Annotated in this window: 17 protein-coding genes; 12 read left to right on the forward strand and 5 right to left on the reverse strand. The window is 65.2% G+C overall.

Going from position 1 to position 18,075, the window contains the following annotated elements; all coding sequences use genetic code 11:
- Nucleotides 1-7 precede the first annotated feature (7 nt).
- Nucleotides 8-733: an endonuclease/exonuclease/phosphatase family protein gene (locus ACZ1A1_RS03230; RefSeq protein WP_415212104.1), complete on the forward strand. Its 726-nt coding sequence runs from the start codon at nucleotides 8-10 to the stop codon at nucleotides 731-733.
- Between the two features lie 11 nt (nucleotides 734-744).
- Here ACZ1A1_RS03230 and ACZ1A1_RS03235 read toward each other — a convergent pair whose 3' ends face one another.
- The gene (locus ACZ1A1_RS03235; protein WP_415212142.1) at nucleotides 745-1,524 is read right to left on the reverse strand and encodes a helix-turn-helix transcriptional regulator; all 780 of its coding nucleotides are present in this window, start codon (nucleotides 1,522-1,524) and stop codon (nucleotides 745-747) included.
- Nucleotides 1,525-1,857: 333 nt separating this feature from the next.
- Between ACZ1A1_RS03235 and ACZ1A1_RS03240 the strand changes: the two genes are divergently transcribed.
- Together ACZ1A1_RS03240 and ACZ1A1_RS03245 are read left to right on the forward strand one after the other, a co-directional pair.
- Entirely contained in the window at nucleotides 1,858-3,831 is a 1,974-nt protein-coding gene (locus ACZ1A1_RS03240) for a TonB-dependent receptor domain-containing protein (RefSeq protein WP_463618738.1), read from the forward strand.
- A gap of 58 nt (nucleotides 3,832-3,889) precedes the next feature.
- Nucleotides 3,890-4,186 carry a DUF2218 domain-containing protein gene (locus ACZ1A1_RS03245; RefSeq protein WP_313193831.1) on the forward strand — a complete coding sequence of 99 codons (297 nt, stop codon included), beginning with the start codon at nucleotides 3,890-3,892 and terminating at the stop codon, nucleotides 4,184-4,186.
- Nucleotides 4,187-4,227: 41 nt separating this feature from the next.
- Here the strand turns inward: ACZ1A1_RS03245 and ACZ1A1_RS03250 are convergent, their stop codons facing one another.
- On the reverse strand, nucleotides 4,228-5,016 hold the full coding sequence (locus ACZ1A1_RS03250; protein WP_313193830.1) for an IclR family transcriptional regulator: 789 nt from the start codon (nucleotides 5,014-5,016) through the stop codon (nucleotides 4,228-4,230).
- Between the two features lie 120 nt (nucleotides 5,017-5,136).
- On the opposite strand from ACZ1A1_RS03250, the gene ACZ1A1_RS03255 reads away from it, so the two are divergent.
- The 7 genes from ACZ1A1_RS03255 to ACZ1A1_RS03285 all read left to right on the forward strand — a co-directional run bounded on the left by ACZ1A1_RS03255 (nucleotide 5,137) and on the right by ACZ1A1_RS03285 (nucleotide 12,842).
- On the forward strand, nucleotides 5,137-5,874 hold the full coding sequence (locus tag ACZ1A1_RS03255) for an SDR family oxidoreductase (RefSeq protein ID WP_463618739.1): 738 nt from the start codon (nucleotides 5,137-5,139) through the stop codon (nucleotides 5,872-5,874).
- Between the two features lie 24 nt (nucleotides 5,875-5,898).
- The gene (locus ACZ1A1_RS03260; protein WP_463618740.1) at nucleotides 5,899-7,404 is read left to right on the forward strand and encodes a sugar ABC transporter ATP-binding protein; all 1,506 of its coding nucleotides are present in this window, start codon (nucleotides 5,899-5,901) and stop codon (nucleotides 7,402-7,404) included.
- A 16-nt stretch (nucleotides 7,405-7,420) separates the two neighbouring features.
- Nucleotides 7,421-8,398: an ABC transporter permease gene (locus ACZ1A1_RS03265; RefSeq protein WP_119255136.1), complete on the forward strand. Its 978-nt coding sequence runs from the start codon at nucleotides 7,421-7,423 to the stop codon at nucleotides 8,396-8,398.
- 66 nt (nucleotides 8,399-8,464) lie between these two features.
- The gene (locus ACZ1A1_RS03270) at nucleotides 8,465-9,409 is read left to right on the forward strand and encodes an ABC transporter substrate-binding protein (RefSeq protein ID WP_313193827.1); all 945 of its coding nucleotides are present in this window, start codon (nucleotides 8,465-8,467) and stop codon (nucleotides 9,407-9,409) included.
- 110 nt (nucleotides 9,410-9,519) lie between these two features.
- Nucleotides 9,520-10,794, forward strand: a complete 1,275-nt coding sequence (locus ACZ1A1_RS03275) for an L-fuconate dehydratase (protein ID WP_463618741.1) — start codon at nucleotides 9,520-9,522, stop codon at nucleotides 10,792-10,794.
- Nucleotides 10,794-11,585, forward strand: coding sequence for an L-fucose dehydrogenase (locus ACZ1A1_RS03280; RefSeq protein ID WP_463618742.1), 792 nt, complete (start codon nucleotides 10,794-10,796; stop codon nucleotides 11,583-11,585). Before ACZ1A1_RS03275 ends, ACZ1A1_RS03280 begins: the two co-directional genes overlap by 1 nt.
- 108 nt (nucleotides 11,586-11,693) lie before the next feature.
- Nucleotides 11,694-12,842, forward strand: coding sequence for an alpha-hydroxy acid oxidase (locus ACZ1A1_RS03285; RefSeq protein WP_463618743.1), 1,149 nt, complete (start codon nucleotides 11,694-11,696; stop codon nucleotides 12,840-12,842).
- Between the two features lie 84 nt (nucleotides 12,843-12,926).
- Here the strand turns inward: ACZ1A1_RS03285 and ACZ1A1_RS03290 are convergent, their stop codons facing one another.
- Both ACZ1A1_RS03290 and rocF read right to left on the reverse strand, forming a co-directional pair.
- Complete coding sequence (locus ACZ1A1_RS03290) at nucleotides 12,927-13,988, reverse strand: ornithine cyclodeaminase (protein WP_463618744.1); 1,062 nt, start codon at nucleotides 13,986-13,988, stop codon at nucleotides 12,927-12,929.
- Between the two features lie 26 nt (nucleotides 13,989-14,014).
- Entirely contained in the window at nucleotides 14,015-14,935 is a 921-nt protein-coding gene (gene rocF / locus ACZ1A1_RS03295; protein WP_415212112.1) for an arginase, read from the reverse strand.
- Nucleotides 14,936-15,053: 118 nt separating this feature from the next.
- Between rocF and ACZ1A1_RS03300 the strand changes: the two genes are divergently transcribed.
- Entirely contained in the window at nucleotides 15,054-15,491 is a 438-nt protein-coding gene (locus ACZ1A1_RS03300) for an Lrp/AsnC family transcriptional regulator (protein ID WP_119255129.1), read from the forward strand.
- Here ACZ1A1_RS03300 and ACZ1A1_RS03305 read toward each other — a convergent pair.
- Nucleotides 15,488-16,336: a MurR/RpiR family transcriptional regulator gene (locus ACZ1A1_RS03305; protein ID WP_463618745.1), complete on the reverse strand. Its 849-nt coding sequence runs from the start codon at nucleotides 16,334-16,336 to the stop codon at nucleotides 15,488-15,490. The two genes, ACZ1A1_RS03300 and ACZ1A1_RS03305, sit on opposite strands and share 4 nt — an antisense overlap.
- 359 nt (nucleotides 16,337-16,695) lie before the next feature.
- Here ACZ1A1_RS03305 and ACZ1A1_RS03310 point away from each other — a divergent pair, with 359 nt between their 5' ends.
- Nucleotides 16,696-18,045, forward strand: coding sequence for an MFS transporter (locus ACZ1A1_RS03310; protein ID WP_463618746.1), 1,350 nt, complete (start codon nucleotides 16,696-16,698; stop codon nucleotides 18,043-18,045).
- The last annotated feature ends 30 nt before the right edge of the window (nucleotides 18,046-18,075 follow it).

Here is an 18,075-nt window from a genome sequence, read left to right on the forward strand (position 1 = left end):
GGAAGGCATGGCAAGGCGGCTGCGACTGGTGACCTACAACGTGCATAGCTGCTTCGGCACGGACCGGCGGCTCGATCCCGGCCGCATCGCCGAGGTGATCGCCGAATGCGAGGCGGATATCGTCGCGCTGCAGGAAGTGGACGTCGCGCGGGCGCGCAGCGGCGGCATCGACCAGGCCGAAAGCATCGCGAAGCACCTGAGCATGGTCTCGCATTTCCACCCCGCGCTCCATCTCGAGGAGGAGCGCTATGGCGATGCCCTGCTGACGGCGCTGCCGACGCGGCTCGTGAAGGCCGGCGGCCTGCCGTCCCGCGGGGAGCCGCGCGGTGTGCTCTGGGTGGAAGTGCCGGTGGGGGAGGCGAGGCTTCAGGTCTTCGTCACCCATCTCGGCCTTCTCGGCGCCGAGCGCATGCGCCAGACCGAGGCGCTGATCGGGCCGGACTGGCTCGGCGCGCCGATGCCCGGGGATGCGCGCATCCTCTTTGCCGGCGACCTCAATGCGGTGACGCGTTCGGCCTCCTACAAGCTCCTCGCGCGGCGGCTGAAGGATGCGCAGGTCGAGGCCGGCGGCCGGATCCGGCCGACCTTCCCCTCGCGTTTCCCGCTCCTGCGTCTCGACCACATCTTCGTCGGCGAGGGGGTCAGGGTCCACCGCACGGCGGTGCACGATACCCCTCTCGCCCGCCGCGCTTCCGACCACCTGCCGCTATGGGCCGATCTGGAGATCGAATAGCCTTCTGTGCTTTACGGCTGCCTGCTGTTGCGGACCTGCTTGGGCGTCAGCCCGTAGGCCTTGCGGAAGGCGGTGGTGAAGCTGGAGACGTGGTTGTAACCGGCGAGATAGGCGGCGGTGCCGACCGGCACGCGTTCGTTGGCAAGCGCCGCCCGCGCCGCTTCCAGCCGCTTTTCGCGCACGAAATCGAAGACCGTCACGCCGAAATGCTCCTTGAAGCGGCGCTGCACGGTGGAGGGACTGGCGCCCACCTCGCCGGCGATCAGGTCGATGGTGAGCTCCTTGCCGAGATTGGCAAGGATGTAGTCGCGGGCGCGCTCGCAGGCCCTGAGGCTGAGGAAGGATGGAGCCTGCGGGCTTTCCATCTCCTCCGCCATCATCGCCAGGCAGGACTGCCACATGATGTCGAGCCCCTGCGCCCGCAGATAGAGGGAGCCGAGCTCGCCCTCCAGCAGCGGCGGGGGATGCGCGATCTTCTCCGCGAGCTGCAGGATATGCTGCCCCGGCTCGAAGGAGAAATGCGCCAGGTGCCGGGCGAGGAAATCGTGCAGTTGCCGCGCCGGCACGCCGTCCTCCGTCTCGATCAGGCGCCTCAGCCACGGCCGGGGCGCGGCGATCATCACCTTGCGCAGCGGCGCGCCGCTATTGGTGATGAAGCGCAGCGTGCTGTGCTGCGCGACGTTCAGCATGAAGACCAGCGGCATGCGGCTCCGTCCCGTGCCGGCCTCCAGCCGGAACGGGACGTTGTCGATGACGAACTGCTGCTGTCCTTCCAGCACGATCATCAGCATGAATTTCGGCCAGATCGTCTGCTCGCCCGTATAGGGCGTGCAATTCGGCACGTTCTCGACGGAGCCGACGAAAAGTTCTTCCGGCGTGTACTGCATGGCGATGGCCCTGGGGTCAGAATTCGATCGGTTCGGGTGCGCCGCCGCTATGCTGTTTCCGCGTAAATCTTTGACATTTCCGACAAAACCTTTCGCGTCGACAGGGGGACGGGTGCTCCCTAATACATGAGTTCAGAAATCATGTTTATGCCCTTCCCTCGCGGGTGACAAGTCCGCCGCCCGGAGGGAAGGCAGGGGGCTTTCCCGCCCCTTCGATCGACTGGCTGGAGTACCGAGATGAAATTCACCCGCATGATGCCGCTTGCCGGCGTTTCCCTGCTCGCCCTGTCTTCCGCCCTCCACGCCGAGGAGAAGAAACAGGAGGAGGTGACCGTGCTCGATACGATCACCATCATCAACCAGGGCCGCGAGAACGTGGTCGCCACGGGCGGCACGGTCGTCTCGGAGGACGAGCTGGAGAAGCTGAAGCCGGCCAATGTGTCCGAGCTGTTCTCGCGCCAGTCCTCCATCACCGTATCCGGCGGCGGCGGGCCGTCCAAGCGCATCCACGTCTTCGGCATGGAACAGTCCAACCTTGCCGTGACGGTCGACGGCGTGCCGCAGACGGCGACGAGCTGGCACCATACGGGCTCCAGCGTCATCGACCCCGCCTTCCTCAAGCGCGTCGAGGTGGAAGCGGGCGCGGCCGCGGCCGATTCCGGCTTTGCCGCGGCGGCCGGCGCGGTGCGCTACGAGACGGTCGGCGCGAAGGATCTGCTGGAGGACGGCAAGGATTTCGGCGCGCGGATCGGCACTTCGGTCGGCACCAATGGCAGCGGCGTTTCCGGCAGTGCGGCGGCCTATGGCCGCGTCGGCGACTTCGACTGGTTCGTCATGACCCACGGCCAGAAGGGCAAGGACTACAAGGACGGCGGCGGCGATGTCGTGAAGGGCACGGAACCGGCCGCCCGCAACATCCTCGCCAAGCTCGGCTACGAGGTCGAGGACAACCGCTTCGAGCTCGGCTACGAGCGCAGCCGCGACAAGGCGGATCGCCTGATCAAGATGAACATGGGCCTGGCGGGCGATGAGCTGCACCCGCTGGAGGTCGCCCGCGACACCGTCAAGCTGACCTACAGCTCGACCGCCCCGACGGATCTCTGGGACCCCGAGTTCATGCTGTATTACAGCCAGAACGACTATTGGCGGACCAACTATCAGAACCGCACGAACGGCAACATGATCCTCAACGAGGACCTCTACGGCGGAAAGATCCAGAACACCTTCACGATCGATCCCGGCAAGATCACCGCCGGCATAGATTTCGGCCAGCACGACTACCACACCGACAACTACGGCAACAACAACCGCCGCTACCGCGACTTCGACACCACCCAGTTCGGCGTCTTCACGCAGGGCCGCTTCGAATTCGACAACGGCTTCAACGTCTCGACCGGCGCGCGCTACGACACGCACCGCTTTAACGACTGGGACGACAAGCGCTTCTCCGACAGCGGCGCGAGCGTGAACGCGACGGTCGCCTACAAGTTCACCGAGAGCTTCGAGGTATTCGCCGGCGCCTCGCGCACCTGGCTCGGCTACGTCATCGGCGACTACGGCTATGTTCATGCGCGCGACAACGCGTTCTATACCGACCCGTCCTTCGACACGGGCTCGGCGAAGAACTTCAAGGTCGGCGCGAATTTCGGCGGCGAGGACTGGAATGCCGGCGTGACGCTGTTCGACACGCGCATCAACGGCCTGCCGAACTACGACACGCCCTCGCTGAACAACGATCCGAACGAATACCGCAGCCGCGGCGTCACGCTCAATGCCAGCTATACATGGGAGGAGACCACCTTCGGCGCGACCTTCACCCATGCCAGGGTGACGGCGGGCGGCAAGTCGGCCCTGCCGAACAGCGGAACCTTCATGCCGGTCGGCGACATGGCGACCTTCTACATCGACCACGCCATCCCCGACTACAACATGAAGGTCGGCACGACCGTGGCCTGGGCCGGCAAGATCTCCGACGCACTGGCGACGGCGAGCGGCTTCTACGACCAGCCGTCCTATACCGTGGTCAACATCTATACGGAGTGGACGCCGCCATCCTATGAGAACGTCACGCTGCGCCTCAGCGTCGACAACCTGTTCGACAGGAAGTATTTCGAGCGATCGAGCTATGCCACGAGCTCGAACCGCGGCGGCATCGATCCGGTCTACGCGCCGGGCCGCACGATCACGCTGCATGCCGGCGTGAAGTTCTGATCTTCCCGATCCCTGCCGCTCCGGCGGCAGGGGTTTCCATATTCTGAAAGGACAGTCCGTGCAGGAATCCGTCGCCTATCTCGAAACCGCAAGCGGCCGGAAATATCTGGTGCAGCTCTGCAAGCATTTCGCTCACAAGATCGCCGTCACCTATACGGAAAGCCGTGGGGACTGTCGCTTTCCCCGCGGCGAAGCCATCTTCGAGGCGGACGAGAGCGGCCTCAGCATGGCCGTGAGCGCCGCGGATGCAGAGGGGCTGGCCCAGACGCAGGCGATCATCGAATCCCATCTCCTGCGCTTCGCCTTCCGCGAGAAGCTGGAGGGGCTCGACTGGCGGCAGGCAAGAGCCGCCTGATCTTGCACCAGCGGTGACAGGCGACGCTTGCGGGCTGCGGTTCAGGGAAGCCGGAGCGTTTCCGTGAGGGTGAGCAGCCGCGCCAGCGCGTCGTCCAGCTTCTGTGCCCTGGTATCGTCGACATGCTGGATGAAGGCGCAGGTCAGGACGGCGGTCGCGTCGCCGTCGGGGCCGAAGATGGGCGCGCTGATATCGGTGACGCCGACGAACTGGCCGGAAGCGCCGAGACGATAGCCCTGCCGGCGGGCCGCATCGATCTGGTCCTGGATGCCGGCGAGCGCGGCGGTGGAGGCGACGCCCCACTGGCGAAGTGTTTCCTCCATGCGTTCCGGCGCCTGGAAGGCGACCAGGGCTATTCCCGAACCCGTCGTGAAGAGATCGAGCTGGCTGCCGACTCGGGCCCGGAATTCCCAATGGGAGACGGGGCTCGCCTGGGCGATGATGAGGCCCGCTCCGAATTCCGGGATGACGAGGTGGCAGGACTGGTCCGTCTGGCGCGCGAAGTCGTCCATCAGGGGCTGCGCGCTGGCCGCCAGCCGCCGGTAGGGAGGATAGTGGTTGGCGAGGACGAACATCTTCATCGACAGCGAGTACCGGTCGCCGCCTTCCGACCGGGCGACATAGCCTCGCGCGACCAGGCGCTCCAGCATGCGGAAAATCTGCGAGGGGCTGAGCCCCATCTCGCGCACGATCTCCGTCCGGGTCATGCCGCCGCTCTGCCGCGCCAGGATCTCGATGATGTCCAGCCCCTTGTCGAGCGCTGGCGCGCGGTACTTGTCGTCCGCGGTGAGGTCTTCCCCGGTCTCCGTCTTCAGCGATTTCCTTGCCATCTCGCCCTCCCATCCAGCACTCATACCGATCCCGTTCAAAAAAGACATAGGGGCCAGCTTGTCAAAGTGATTTGTATGTGAAACATTATTTTATATACAAACGGGAGCGGGGAGGAAACCATGCGCCTGCGAGACAAGACCGTTCTTGTGACGGCAGCCGGCCAGGGCATTGGCAGGGCGAGCGCCCTTGCATGCCGGGACGAGGGCGCCCGCGTGATCGCGACGGATATCGACGGTGCGCTGCTGGAAGGGCTGGAGGGCGTAGAGACGGCGGTGCTCGACGTGACCCGGCCCGACGCCGTCGAGGCCATCGCGGCCCGGGTCGGCCCGCTCGACGGCCTCTTCAACTGCGCCGGCGTGGTGCACAACGGCACGCTTCTCGATATCAAGGACGAGGACTGGGCCTTCGCCTTCGACCTCAACGTCACGGCGATGATGCGCCTGACGCGCGCCTGCCTGCCCGGCATGCTCGACCGGGCGGCGAAGACGGGAACCGCCTCGATCCTCAACATGGCCTCCATGGCGTCCTCCATAAAGGGCTTTGCCAATCGCACGGCCTATGGCGCGAGCAAGGCGGCCGTCATCGGCCTGACGAAGGCGATCGCCGCCGATTTCGTCAAGCAGGGCATCCGTTGCAATGCGCTGTGCCCCGGCACGGTCGATACGCCTTCGCTGCGCGGGCGCATTGCGGCCTCGGCCGATCCGGTGCAGGCTGAGAAGGATTTCATCGCGCGCCAGCCCATGGGGCGCCTTGCGACGGTCGACGATATCGTTCCGATGGTGGTTTTCCTTTTGTCCGACGAGAGTAGATTTGTCTCGGGACAGGCCATGCTGGTGGATGGCGGCGTCACCATCTGAGAGCCTGACGGGGAGGAGCGCGTCATGAGCGAACTGGTGCGAATGGAGGGGATCGACAAGAGCTTTCCCGGCGTGCATGCGCTGAAGGCCGTCGATTTCGATCTGCAGACCGGCGAGGTCCATGCGCTGATGGGCGAGAACGGCGCCGGCAAGTCGACGCTGATGAAGGTATTGTCCGGCGTCTACCGGCCCGATGGCGGCCGTATCCTCGTCGATGGACAGGAAGTGTCGGTCCCCACGCCGAGGGCGGCGCAGGACCTCGGCATCGGCATCATCCACCAGGAACTGGCCCTGATGCGCGATCTCACCGTCGCGCAGAACATCTGGATCGGCCGCGAGCCGCGCCTTTCCTTCGGCCGGCTCGACGAGGCGAAGCTGAACGCGGACACCGCCGCCATCTTCGCCGGCATGAACATCCACATGGATCCCCGCACGCCCGTCGCCGGCCTCACCATCGCCCGCCAGCAGATGGTGGAGATCGCCAAGGCGCTGAGCTACCGCTCGCGCGTGCTGATCATGGACGAGCCGACGGCCGCGCTCAACGACGCGGAGATCGCCGAGCTCTTCACCATCATCCGCCGCCTCAAGGCCGAGGGCGTCGGCATCATCTACATCAGCCACAAGATGGACGAGATCAAGCGCATCTCCGACCGGGTGACGGTCATGCGCGACGGCGCCTATGTCGGGACGGTCGCGGCGGAGGAGACGCCGATCTCCCGGATCATCTCCATGATGGTCGGCCGCGAGCTGACCGACGAGGCGGTGACGATCCCCGACCTTTCCGGGGCGGAGACGGCGCTGGAGGTGATCGATGTCAGCCGCGGGCGCGAGCTGAAGGAGATCAGCTTCAGCCTGAGGAAAGGCGAGATTCTCGGCTTTGCCGGCCTGATGGGTGCAGGACGCACCGAGCTTGCCCGCGCCATCTTCGGCGCCGAGCCGATAGACAGCGGCGAGATCCGCGTCCACGGAAAGCCCCTGCGCATCACGAGCCCGGCCGAGGCCGTGCGCGCGGGGATCGGCTATCTGTCCGAGGACCGCAAGCATTATGGCCTGGCGCTCGGCATGGATGTGCGCGCCAATATCGCCATGGCGAGCCTTCGGCGCCATTGCGACGCCATCGGCAGGATCGACGAGGCCGCGCTCGCCCGGGTGGCGAAGGACTATATCCAGAAGCTCGCCATCCGCACGCCGGGCGACCGGCAGGAGGTGCGGCTGCTCTCGGGCGGCAACCAGCAGAAGGTGGTCATCGCGAAATGGCTGCTGCGCGACTGCGACATCCTGATCTTCGACGAGCCGACGCGCGGCATCGACGTCGGCGCCAAGGCGGAGATCTACCGGCTGCTCAACGAGCTGGCCGCCGCCGGCAAGGCGATCATCGTCATTTCCAGCGAGCTGCCCGAGGTGCTGCGGCTCTCCCATCGCATCGCCGTCATGTGCGAGGGGCGCCTGACCGGCATCCTGCCCGGCGGGGCGGAGCAGGAGAGGATCATGGAACTGGCAACGCAACGCAACGGCAAGACTGCTGCCTGAGGGGGACACGGGAACTATGAGTGAAAAGGCAAGCCTGCGCGGCAGCGCGCAGCAGAAAATCCTGGCCTTTGCCAGCCTCATCGTGCTGCTGATCGGCTTCTCGCTGGCCAGCCCGAACTTCTTCCAGGTCTCCAACATCATGGCGATCCTGCAGGCCACCTCGGTCAACGGGGTTCTGGCCGTGGGCGTGACGATGATCATCATCACCGGCGGCATCGACCTGTCCATCGGCACGCTGATGACCTTCTGCGCGGTGATGACGGGCGTGGTGCTGACCTGGGCGGGCATGCCGCTGCCCTTCGGCGTGCTGGCGGCAATCGGCACGGGCGCCTTTTGCGGCTTCGTTTCCGGCGGTCTGGTCGCCCGCATGAAGATACCGCCCTTCATCGCCACCCTCGGCATGATGCTGGTGCTCAAGGGCCTGTCGCTGATCGTCACGGGCACCAAGCCGATCTATTTCAACGACACGCCCGGCTTCACCCTCATCGCGCAGGGCTCGCTGATCGGCCAGCTCGTTCCGGCCTTTCCCGTGCCGAACGGGGTGCTGGTGCTCTTCATCGTCGCGGGCATCACCTCGTGGATCCTCAGCCGCACCGTGCTCGGCCGCTACACCTTCGCGCTCGGCTCCAACGAGGAGGCGGTGCGCCTTTCCGGCGTCAACACGAATTTCTGGAAGATCGCCATCTACACGCTGTCCGGCGCGATCTGCGGCATCGGCGGCCTTCTCATCGCCAGCCGGCTGAATTCCGCCCAGCCCGCGCTCGGCCTCGGCTACGAGCTGGAGGCGATCGCGGCCGTGGTCATCGGCGGCACCAGCCTTGCCGGCGGGCGCGGCACCATCCTCGGCACGCTGATCGGCGCGCTGATCATGTCGGTTCTGACCAACGGTCTGCGCGTGCTTTCCGTTGCGCCGGAATGGCAGACGGTCGTCACCGGCGCCATCATCATCATCGCGGTCTATGCCGACCAGATGCGCCGGCGCGAGGCGAAATAACCGGAGGGAGGCTGAGGCCTCCGGACGGTCGATAAGTTCATGCAGTGTGAACACAAGGAGGAAAACATGTTCACGAGAAGAACTCTACTTGGTGCGGTCGCGGCAATCTCGCTGCTCGGTGCGGCGACGGGAGCAGGCGCACAGGACAAGCTCTACGTGCCGCTCATCTCAAAGGGCTTCCAGCATCAGTTCTGGCAGGCCGTGAAGGCCGGCGCCGACAAGGCCGGTGCGGAACTCGGCGTCGAGGTGACGTTCGAGGGACCGGACAACGAAAGCCAGGTCGACAAGCAGATCGACATGCTGGCCGCAGCCCTCGCCAAGAAGCCGGCCGCCATCGGCTTTGCCGCGCTCGACAGCCAGGCGGCCATTCCGCTTCTCAAGCAGGCCCAGGACGCCAAGATCCCGGTCATCGCCTTCGACTCCGGCGTCGATAGCGACATCCCGGTCGCGACGGCCTCGACGGACAACATCGCGGCGGCCGCGCTTGCCGCCGACAAGCTCGCCGAGCTGATCGGCGATGCCGGCAAGGTTGCCGTGGTCGCCCACGACCAGACCTCGCGCACCGGCGTCGACCGCCGCGACGGCTTCGTCAACCGGATGAAGGAGAGCCATCCGAATGTCGAGATCGTTACCATCGAATACGGTGGCGGCGACCATCTGAAGTCGACGGAGATCACCAAGGCGATCCTGACCGCCAATCCCGACATCAAGGGCATCTTCGGCACCAACGAAGGCTCCGCCATCGGTGTCGTCAACGGCGTGAAGGAAGCGGGTGCCAAGGTGGTGGTCGTCGGCTACGACTCCGGCAAGGCCCAGAAGGACGCGGTCCGTGACGGCTCCATGGCCGGCGCGATCACGCAGAACCCGGTCGGCATCGGCTACGAGACGGTCAAGGCTGCCGTTGCCGCCGCCAAGGGCGAGGCGGTCGAGAAGAACATCGATACCGGCTTCTACTGGTACGACAAGACCAATATCGACTCGCCGGAAATCTCCGCCGTTCTCTACGATTGATCCGAAATCCGGCCCGGGGACCAAGGTCTCCGGGCCCTTTCCGAGACGCGGCGTACGATCCGGCTCGGCACCGAAGCACTCCGCGAAAAAATGCAGAAGGTTATGAAGGCATGAAGATTACCGGTCTTCGCACTATGGACGTGCGCTTCCCGACAAGCCAGCATCTGGACGGATCCGACGCGATGAATCCGGATCCGGACTATTCGGCGGCCTATGTGATCCTGGAGTCCGACGGCCCGCACGAAGGCCACGGTCTGACCTTCACCATCGGCCGCGGCAACGAGATCTGCGTGGCGGCCATCGAGGCGTTGCGCCCGCTCGTCGTCGGCCTCGACATGGCGTGGGTGGCGGAGGACATGGGACGCTTCTGGCGGCATATCACCTCCGACAGCCAGTTGCGCTGGGTCGGGCCGGACAAGGGCGTCATCCATCTTGCCACCGGCGCGGTGGTCAATGCGGTCTGGGACCTCTGGGCCAAGATCGAGGGCAAGCCGGTCTGGCAACTCGTCGCCGAGATGACGCCCGAGGACCTCGTGCGCTGCATCGACTTCCGCTATCTCACGGACTGCATCACGCCCGAATGGGCGCTCGAATTCCTGACGGAGCAGGCCCGGGGCAAGCAGGACCGTATCGCGACGCTGAAGGCCGAGGGCTACCCCTGCTACACGACCTCGGCCGGCTGGCTCGGCTATGACGACGCCAAGCTGCGCCGCCTTTGCCGCGAAGCAGTCGATGCGGGCTTCAACTATATCAAGATGAAGGTCGGCCGCGACCTCGACGACGATATCCGCCGCCTCACCATCGCCCGGGACGAAGTCGGCCCCGACGTCAACCTGATGATCGACGCCAACCAGGTCTGGGAAGTCGACCAGGCGATCGACTGGGTGAAAAAACTCGCCTTCGTCAAGCCGTGGTTCATCGAGGAACCGACAAGCCCCGACGACGTGGAAGGTCACCGCAAGATTCGCGAGGCCGTCGCGCCCGTCCAGGTCGCGACCGGCGAGATGTGCCAGAACCGTATCATGTTCAAGCAGTTTATCATGCGCGGCGCCATCGATGTCGTGCAGATCGACAGTTGCCGGCTGGGCGGGCTCAACGAGGTTCTCGCCGTGATGCTGATGGCCGCGAAATATGGGCTGAAGGTCTGCCCCCATGCGGGCGGCGTCGGCCTGTGCGAATATGTCCAGCACATGTCGATGATCGACTATCTCTGCATTGCCGGGACGCGGGAAGGGCGGGTCATCGAGTTCGTCGATCACCTTCACGAGCATTTCGTCGATCCCTGCATCATCCGCGACGCGGCCTATATGCCGCCGCAGGCGCCGGGCTTCTCCATCGAGATGAAGCGCGACAGCCTCGAAGCCTACCGTTTCCGGGGGGCGTGATGGACCTCGGGCTTCAAGGCAAGGTCGTCGTGGTGACCGGCGGCGGCTCGGGCATCGGCGCCGGCATCACGGAAGTGCTGTCGGAGGAGGGCGCCCGGCCCGTCATCGTCGCACGGCGGACGCCCGACGCGGACTGGCTGCGCCGCACCGGCGCCGAGTTCGTGCAGGCGGAACTTTCCGACGATGCGGCCTGCCGGCGCGCGATCGAAACCGTCCGGTCGCGATGCGGTGCCGTTCACGGCCTCGTCAACAATGCGGGCGCCAATGACGGCGTCGGCATCGGCAAGGGGCCGGATGCCTTTCGCGACAGCCTCAACCAGAACCTCATCCACTATTACACGATGGTCCATCTGTTGCAGGACGACCTGCGGGCGGCGCGCGGCGCCATCGTCAACATCAGCTCCAAGACGGCTCTGACCGGGCAGGGCGGCACCTCGGCCTATGTCGCCGCCAAGGCTGCACAACTGGGGCTCACGCGCGAATGGGCGGTCGAGTTCCTGGCTGACGGCGTGCGCGTCAATGCCATCGTCGTCGCCGAGGTGATGACGCCGCTCTACCGGCGCTGGCTGGATACCCTGCCGGATGGCGAGGCGGCCCTCGAGGAGATCGTCCGGCGCATTCCGCTCGGCCAGCGCATGACCACGGCGCGCGAGATCGGCGACACCTGCGCCTTCCTGCTGTCGAGCCGCGCCAGCCACATGACGGGGCAGTGGCTTTTCCCGGATGGCGGCTATACGCATCTCGACAGGGCAATTCGCGGGCATGCGGGAGAAAATCCCGCAGCCGATTGAAGATTTTCTTTGCCGCCCGCTTGTCCACAAGGCCGCGGGAGGCCTAGTTGGACTCGCGGCGCGCTGTTATGACGTGCTTTTGATGACGAGAGATGATCAAGGTCGGCCATGCGGGTTTCTGATTGCTACAATTTCCACGATTTCCGCCGCCTGGCCAAAAAGCGTCTTCCCGGCCCGATCTTCAACTATATCGACGGCGCGGCGGATGATGAGGTCACCTACAGGCGCAACACGGCGGCTTTCGAGGACTGCGATCTCCTGCCGAGCGTCCTCAACGGGGTCAGCGACGTCGACATGTCGGTGACTGTGATGGGGCAGAAGCTGGCCATGCCGGTCTACTGCTCGCCCACCGCGCTTCAGCGCCTGTTTCACCACGAAGGCGAGCGGGCGGTCGCCCATGCGGCGAACAGGTTCGGCACGATGTTCGGCGTTTCCTCGCTCGGCACGATCAGCCTGGAGGAAGCGCGGCGCATCAGCAGCGCGCCGCAGGTCTATCAGTTCTACTTCCACAAGGATCGCGGTCTCAACCGGGACATGATGGCGCGCGCGAAGCAGGCGGGCGTCGAGGTCATGATGCTGACCGTCGACAGCATCACCGGCGGAAACCGCGAGCGGGACCAGCGGACCGGCTTTGCGATCCCGTTCCGGCTGAATCTCGCCGGGATGGCGCAGTTCGCGGTCAAGCCGGGCTGGGCGCTCAACTATTTCACGCATGAGAAATTCCGCCTGCCGCAGCTGGAAAGCCATGTCGACATGGGCAGCGGGACGATGTCGATCAGCCGCTACTTCACGGAGATGCTCGACCCGGCGATGAACTGGGACGATGTCGCCGAGATGGTGAAGGAGTGGGGCGGTCATTTCTGCCTCAAGGGGATCATGACCGTGGAGGATGCGAGGCGCGCCGTCGATATCGGCTGCACCGGCATCGTCCTGTCGAACCATGGCGGGCGGCAGCTCGACGGTTCGCGCAGCGGGTTCGACCAGCTCGCGGAAATCGTCGATGCGGTCGGCGACCGCATCGATGTCATGATGGACGGCGGCATCCAGCGCGGCACGCATGTCCTGAAGGCCCTGTCGCTGGGGGCGAAGGCCGTCGGCGTGGGACGCTATTATCTCTTCCCGCTGGCCGCCGCCGGCCGGGCCGGCGTCGAGCGGTCGCTGTCGCTGATGAAAACGGAAATCGAGCGCGGCATGAAGCTCATGGGCTGCGCCACCGTCGATCGCCTGACGACCAGCAACCTGCGGTTCCGCACGTAGCGCAACCGCTCCACGCATTGAAAGCAGTTCCGCCCGGCCTGCCTTTCGGCAAGCCGGGCGGTCGCATTTTCACCGGCGCTCTTTTCAGGCGGCGTTGAGCTTCTTCTCGCAGCGCAGCAGCATGCCGTAGAGATCGCGCGGCTCGTCGGGATCGGCCAGGAGGTCGAGTTCCGCGAACATGCCGTGTTCGGCGATCTTTTCCCGCACATAGCGAAGGGCCGAGAAGTCCTCGGTGGCGAAGCCGACGCTGTCGAAGAGCGTGATCTGGTCCGCGCTCCTGCGGCCTTGCGTTGCGCCGGTCATGACCTCCCAGAGTTCGATGACGGGGTGATCGGCCGCAAGCTGCTGGATCTCGCCCTCGATGCGGGTCTGCGGCGGATATTCGACGAAGATGTCCGAGCGCAGCAGGATGTCCTTGCTGAGTTCCGTCTTGCCCGGGCAATCGCCGCCCACCGCGTTGATATGGACGCCGGGGCCGACATGGTTGTCGGAAAGGATCGTCGCATATTGCTTGTCGGCGGTAACGGTGGTGATAATGTCCGCACCCTCGACGGCCTCTTCGACCGAGCCGCATTCGACGATGGTGAAACCGAGGCCCGCGAGGTTGCGCGCGCATTTCCTCGTCGCCGAGGCGTCGATGTCATAGAGGCGCAGCGTGTCGATGCCGAGCAGCGACTTGAAGGCGCGGGCCTGGAATTCGCTCTGCGCGCCGTTGCCGATGATCGCCATGGTGCGGGCGTTCGGCCGGGCGAGGTACTTCGCCGCGACGGCCGAGGTCGCCGCGGTGCGCAGCGCCGTCAGGATCGTCATCTCGGTCAGCAGCATCGGATAGCCGTTGCCGACATCCGAGAGCACGCCGAAGGCCGTCACGGTCTGGCGGCCGTCGCGGGTGTTCTTCGGATGGCCGTTGACATATTTGAAGCCGTAGAGCGTGCCGTCGCTGGTCGGCATCAGTTCGATGACGCCTTCCTGCGAATGCGAGGCGACCCGCGGGGTCTTGTCGAAGACCGGCCAGCGGCGGAAATCCTCCTCGATGGTGGCCGCAAGCTCCGTCAGGAACCTGTCGATTCCGACCTTCAGCACCAGCTTCATCATGTGGTCCACGCTGACGAACGGGACGACGTTCAATTTCGGATCCGTGTTCATTTTTCCTCCAACCGGAACAGCGATGTTCAGCCCGCGAGCGTCGGGCGATCCATCACCCGCTTGCCCATCAGGCTGGAAACGAGATCGACGAGCAGCTTGGCGGTCTTGCCGCGCTCGTCGAGAAACGGGTTCAATTCGACGATGTCGAGGCTCGTCACGAGGTCGCTGTCATGGAGCATTTCCATGATCAGGTGCGCCTCGCGGAACGTCGCGCCGCCCGGCACGGTGGTGCCGACGGCGGGCGCGATGTCCGGCTCCAGGAAGTCGACGTCGAAGCTGACATGCAGCAGGCCGTTTGCGGCCCGGACGCGCTCGATGAAGCTGCGCACCAGGACGGCAACGCCGTGCTCGTCGATCACGCGCATGTCGTGCACGGTGATGCCGGTCTTGCGGATCGCCGCCCGCTCGGCGGGATCGACGCTGCGGATGCCGATCATGCAGACGTTTTCGGTCGGAACGGCGTGGGCGAGTTCCGGGAAGTAGCCGCCGAAGCCGGCCTGGCCGGTATAGTAGGCGACCGGCGTGCCGTGCAGGTTGCCGCTGGCGGTCGTCTCGAGGCTGTGGAAGTCGGTATGGGCGTCGAGCCAAAGCACGAAGAGCGGCCGGCCGAGCTCGGCGGCGCGGCGCGCGAGGCCCGGAACGGTGCCGGCGGAGATCGCATGGTCGCCGCCGAGGAAGATGGGCATGCCGCCCCTGCTGTGCTCGTAGGCCGCCGCCGACAGCGCCTCGACCCAGGCCACCGTCTCGCCGAGGTGGTGCACGGCCTTGTTCGGATGGGGCATTTCGGCGAAGGGGCGGGGGCTCAGATTGCCGATGTCCTTCACGGCATGGCCGAGTTCCTCCAGCGCGGTGCGAAGGCCGGCGATGCGAAGGGCGCTCGGCCCCATCTCGCAGCCGAGCTGCCCCGCACCGATTTGCAAGGGGGCGCCGATCAGCGTGCAGTCCATGGTGTACTCCCGTTCGTTTTCCCCATTGTAGAAAGCGCAACTGGCAGACTGAATATTGAATTTTGGCATATCGGAATGGCATATTGACCAGATTGGAAAGCCAGGAGACCAGATTGACATGGATGACCTCGACCGGAAGATCGTGACCCTCCTGCGCGGCAACGGCCGCCGCTCCGTCTCGGACCTTGCCCTTGAAACCGGCGCGTCGCGGGCGACCGTGCGTGGCCGCATCGAGCGCATGGAGGAGGACGGCACCATCCTCGGCTATACGGTGATGCTGCGCGCCGATGCGCTGGAGGACGTCGTGCGCGGCGTCATGATGATCGAGATCGAGGGCCATGTGACCGACCGCGTGATCCGCACGCTCGGTGGCTTTCCGGAGATATCGCAGATCCATACGACGAACGGCCGCTGGGATCTGCTGGTGGAGCTCAGCGCCGCGAGCCTTGCCGATTTCGACGCCGTTCTGCGCAAGATCCGCCTCGTGCCCGGCATTACCGGCAGCGAAACCAGCCTTCTCCTGTCGACACCGCGTTCGACCAGGGCAAAGCTCTAGATTTCCTCGATCGCGTCGTGGAGCGTCTCGATGGCCGAGAGGCGGCCGCGGCGCTTGGCGCCGGCAAGCTCCATCACGCGCGTCGCGAGCAGGTCCGTCAGGGCCATGACGGCGACATGGCTGTAGAGCGGCCCCGCCGCTGCCGTCTGGCAGCGGAAATGCCACGTCACCTCGCCAAGGCGCTCGCAGTCGTCGTCCGTTACGACCATCGTCTTCGCGCCGGTCTTGACGATCTGCGAGAGGATGAGCGGGAAGGCGCGCACCTGACGGCGCAGCCCGTAGGCGATGACGCAATCCTCCCTTCCGATGCTGGCGATATGCTCGGCCATCGTCTGGCCGGCATGGGGAAGCGACGCCGTGTTCTCGATGATCTGCTGGACCTGCCATTGCAGGTAGGTGGCGAAGGACTGGCTGGTGCGGAAGCCGACAATCCAGACGCGGCGGGCCGACAGCATCGCCTGCGCGACGTCGTCGATCTCCTGCAAGGTGATGGCCGCGAAGGAACGGTCGATATTGGCGTGAATCTGCTGGAGATGGGCATGCAGCGTCTGGTCCGGCGGGTCGGCGGGCGACACGACGCGGTAGAGCGCGGCGCCCGACATCTGCTCGGACCGCACATGCCGGCGCGCTTCCTCGTAGTTCGTATAACCGAGCCGCTGCACGAAGCGCGAGACGGTGGCGTTGGAGACATTGGCCAGCCGCGCGAGCTCCGACGCGGTATAGCTCGCAAGCTCGCCCGGAAAGCTGAGCACGAAATCCGCCAGCCGCCGCTCCGCCGGATGCATCTGGCGCAGCTCGTTTCTGATGCGCTGGAGAAATGACTGCTTGGGAACGGGCTGTTGCATCCGGGCGTCCATGAAAATCTTCTTTCGCAAACTCTAGCCGCTGCCGGCCGGGAAGGGAACTGCCTTTTCACCAGGGCTGATGGAAATAGCCATGATAACAAGGGGTTCAAGGCGTTTTTCGTAGGCCGGAAGGGCGCCCCTGAAAACAATTTTTCCATGAATGTATTTTTTTGTAGACACTTTTTTTGAAAAAATGCTTTCATGAAGTCGTGGCCGGCGGAGGTTTCCGGCTGCTCTTCGAAAGAGACGACCGCCTGCCGGCCGGCGGTTGGAAAACGGGACGGAGGCCGGCGCAACCATCAGATAAGCAGGCTCGCCTTCCGGCTGGGCATGCGACACAGTCCTATGGGAGGATAGCTGTGGAAACGAAACCGAAAACGACGGTCTCGACCCTTGAGGAGAGGGACCGGACATTCAAGCGCATCGCCTGGCGAATTCTGCCCTTCGCCACGCTGGTCTATATCTTCGCATGGCTCGACCGGGTGAATGTCGGCTTTGCCAAACTCACCATGCTCGACGATCTCGGCTGGAGCGACGCCGTCTACGGCGCGGGGGCGGGCATCTTCTTCTTCGGCTATTTCCTCTTCGAGGTGCCGAGCAACCTGCTTCTCCAGAAGATCGGCGCGCCGAAGACCATCCTGCGCATCGCGCTCGGCTGGGGCGTCGTGTCCGTGCTGATGGCGCTGTGCACGCAGCCCTGGCATTTCTACGTGCTGCGTTTCCTTCAGGGCGCCTTCGAGGCCGGTCTTCATCCGGGCCTCATCCTCTATCTCACCTATTGGCTTCCGGCGCACCGGCGTTCGCGCGCCATCGCCATCTTCATGTCCGCCTCGCCCATCGCCCTGCTTCTGGGCAGCCCGCTCGCCGCCTATATCATGACGAGCACCGACGGCCTGATGGGCATGCGGGACTGGCAATGGCTCTTCATCATCGAGGGCGTCCCGTCGATCATCCTCGGCCTGCTCGCCGTCTTCGTGATGACCGCAAAGCCCAGCGAGGCCAAGTGGCTGAGCCAGGCCGAGCGCGACCAGGTGGCCTATGAGCTCGACCAGGAGGCGGCGCAGATGCAGGGCCGCGAGCACAAGTTCGGCGCGGCGCTGCGCAGCCGGGACGTCTGGGTCCTCATCCTCACCCTCTTCTGCATCATCACCGGCAATGCGACGCTCTCCTTCTACGGGCCGAGCCTCATCACCGCCGCGGGCTTTACGGATATCACGGTGGTCGGCTGGATCATGTCGGGCATCTTCCTGTTCGGCTGGATGGGCATGATGACCAATGGCTGGCTTTCCGACCGCAGCCGCGAATCCCGCTGGCACACCGCCGTCGCCGCCGCGCTCGGCGCCACGGGCCTCGTGCTGGCGGCATTCGCCCAGGAAGCCGGCAGTGCGCCGGGCGTCATCGCCGCGCTTGCCCTTTCGGCCGCCGGCACGATGGGCTCCATCCCGGTGTTCTGGAGCCTGCCGCCGCGCTTCATGTCGGGAACGGCGCTTGCCGCCGGCGTCGCGCTCATCAATTCGATCGCGAACCTTGCCGGCTATTTCGCCCCGCAGTTCCTCGGCGCCGTCAAGACCGCCACGGGCGTCTATTCGCCCGGCCTCTTCATCATCGCCGGGGTGGAGTTCATCGCCGTGCTGCTGATCCTCCTCTTCATCCGCAAGGAGCCGGCCGAGACCACCGCCCTGCCGGCCGGAAAAGCTGCAGCTTCGTGATCCGGCGCGCCGCCCGCATGCCGAAAGTTG

Source organism: Shinella sp. R2-11, from assembly GCF_055330205.1.

Bases quoted from the DNA above. Each gene is read 5' to 3' on its own strand.
- ACZ1A1_RS03230 (WP_415212104.1), top strand. From the start codon at position 8: ATGGCAAGGCGGCTGCGACTGGTGACCTACAACGTGCATAGCTGCTTC.
- ACZ1A1_RS03235 (WP_415212142.1), bottom strand. From the start codon at position 1,524: ATGCTGATGATCGTGCTGGAAGGACAGCAGCAGTTCGTCATCGACAAC.
- ACZ1A1_RS03240 (WP_463618738.1), top strand. From the start codon at position 1,858: ATGAAATTCACCCGCATGATGCCGCTTGCCGGCGTTTCCCTGCTCGCC.
- ACZ1A1_RS03250 (WP_313193830.1), bottom strand. From the start codon at position 5,016: ATGGCAAGGAAATCGCTGAAGACGGAGACCGGGGAAGACCTCACCGCG.
- ACZ1A1_RS03255 (WP_463618739.1), top strand. From the start codon at position 5,137: ATGCGCCTGCGAGACAAGACCGTTCTTGTGACGGCAGCCGGCCAGGGC.
- ACZ1A1_RS03260 (WP_463618740.1), top strand. From the start codon at position 5,899: ATGAGCGAACTGGTGCGAATGGAGGGGATCGACAAGAGCTTTCCCGGC.
- ACZ1A1_RS03265 (WP_119255136.1), top strand. From the start codon at position 7,421: ATGAGTGAAAAGGCAAGCCTGCGCGGCAGCGCGCAGCAGAAAATCCTG.
- ACZ1A1_RS03270 (WP_313193827.1), top strand. From the start codon at position 8,465: ATGTTCACGAGAAGAACTCTACTTGGTGCGGTCGCGGCAATCTCGCTG.
- ACZ1A1_RS03275 (WP_463618741.1), top strand. From the start codon at position 9,520: ATGAAGATTACCGGTCTTCGCACTATGGACGTGCGCTTCCCGACAAGC.
- ACZ1A1_RS03280 (WP_463618742.1), top strand. From the start codon at position 10,794: ATGGACCTCGGGCTTCAAGGCAAGGTCGTCGTGGTGACCGGCGGCGGC.
- ACZ1A1_RS03285 (WP_463618743.1), top strand. From the start codon at position 11,694: ATGCGGGTTTCTGATTGCTACAATTTCCACGATTTCCGCCGCCTGGCC.
- ACZ1A1_RS03290 (WP_463618744.1), bottom strand. From the start codon at position 13,988: ATGAACACGGATCCGAAATTGAACGTCGTCCCGTTCGTCAGCGTGGAC.
- rocF (WP_415212112.1), bottom strand. From the start codon at position 14,935: ATGGACTGCACGCTGATCGGCGCCCCCTTGCAAATCGGTGCGGGGCAG.
- ACZ1A1_RS03300 (WP_119255129.1), top strand. From the start codon at position 15,054: ATGGATGACCTCGACCGGAAGATCGTGACCCTCCTGCGCGGCAACGGC.
- ACZ1A1_RS03305 (WP_463618745.1), bottom strand. From the start codon at position 16,336: ATGCAACAGCCCGTTCCCAAGCAGTCATTTCTCCAGCGCATCAGAAAC.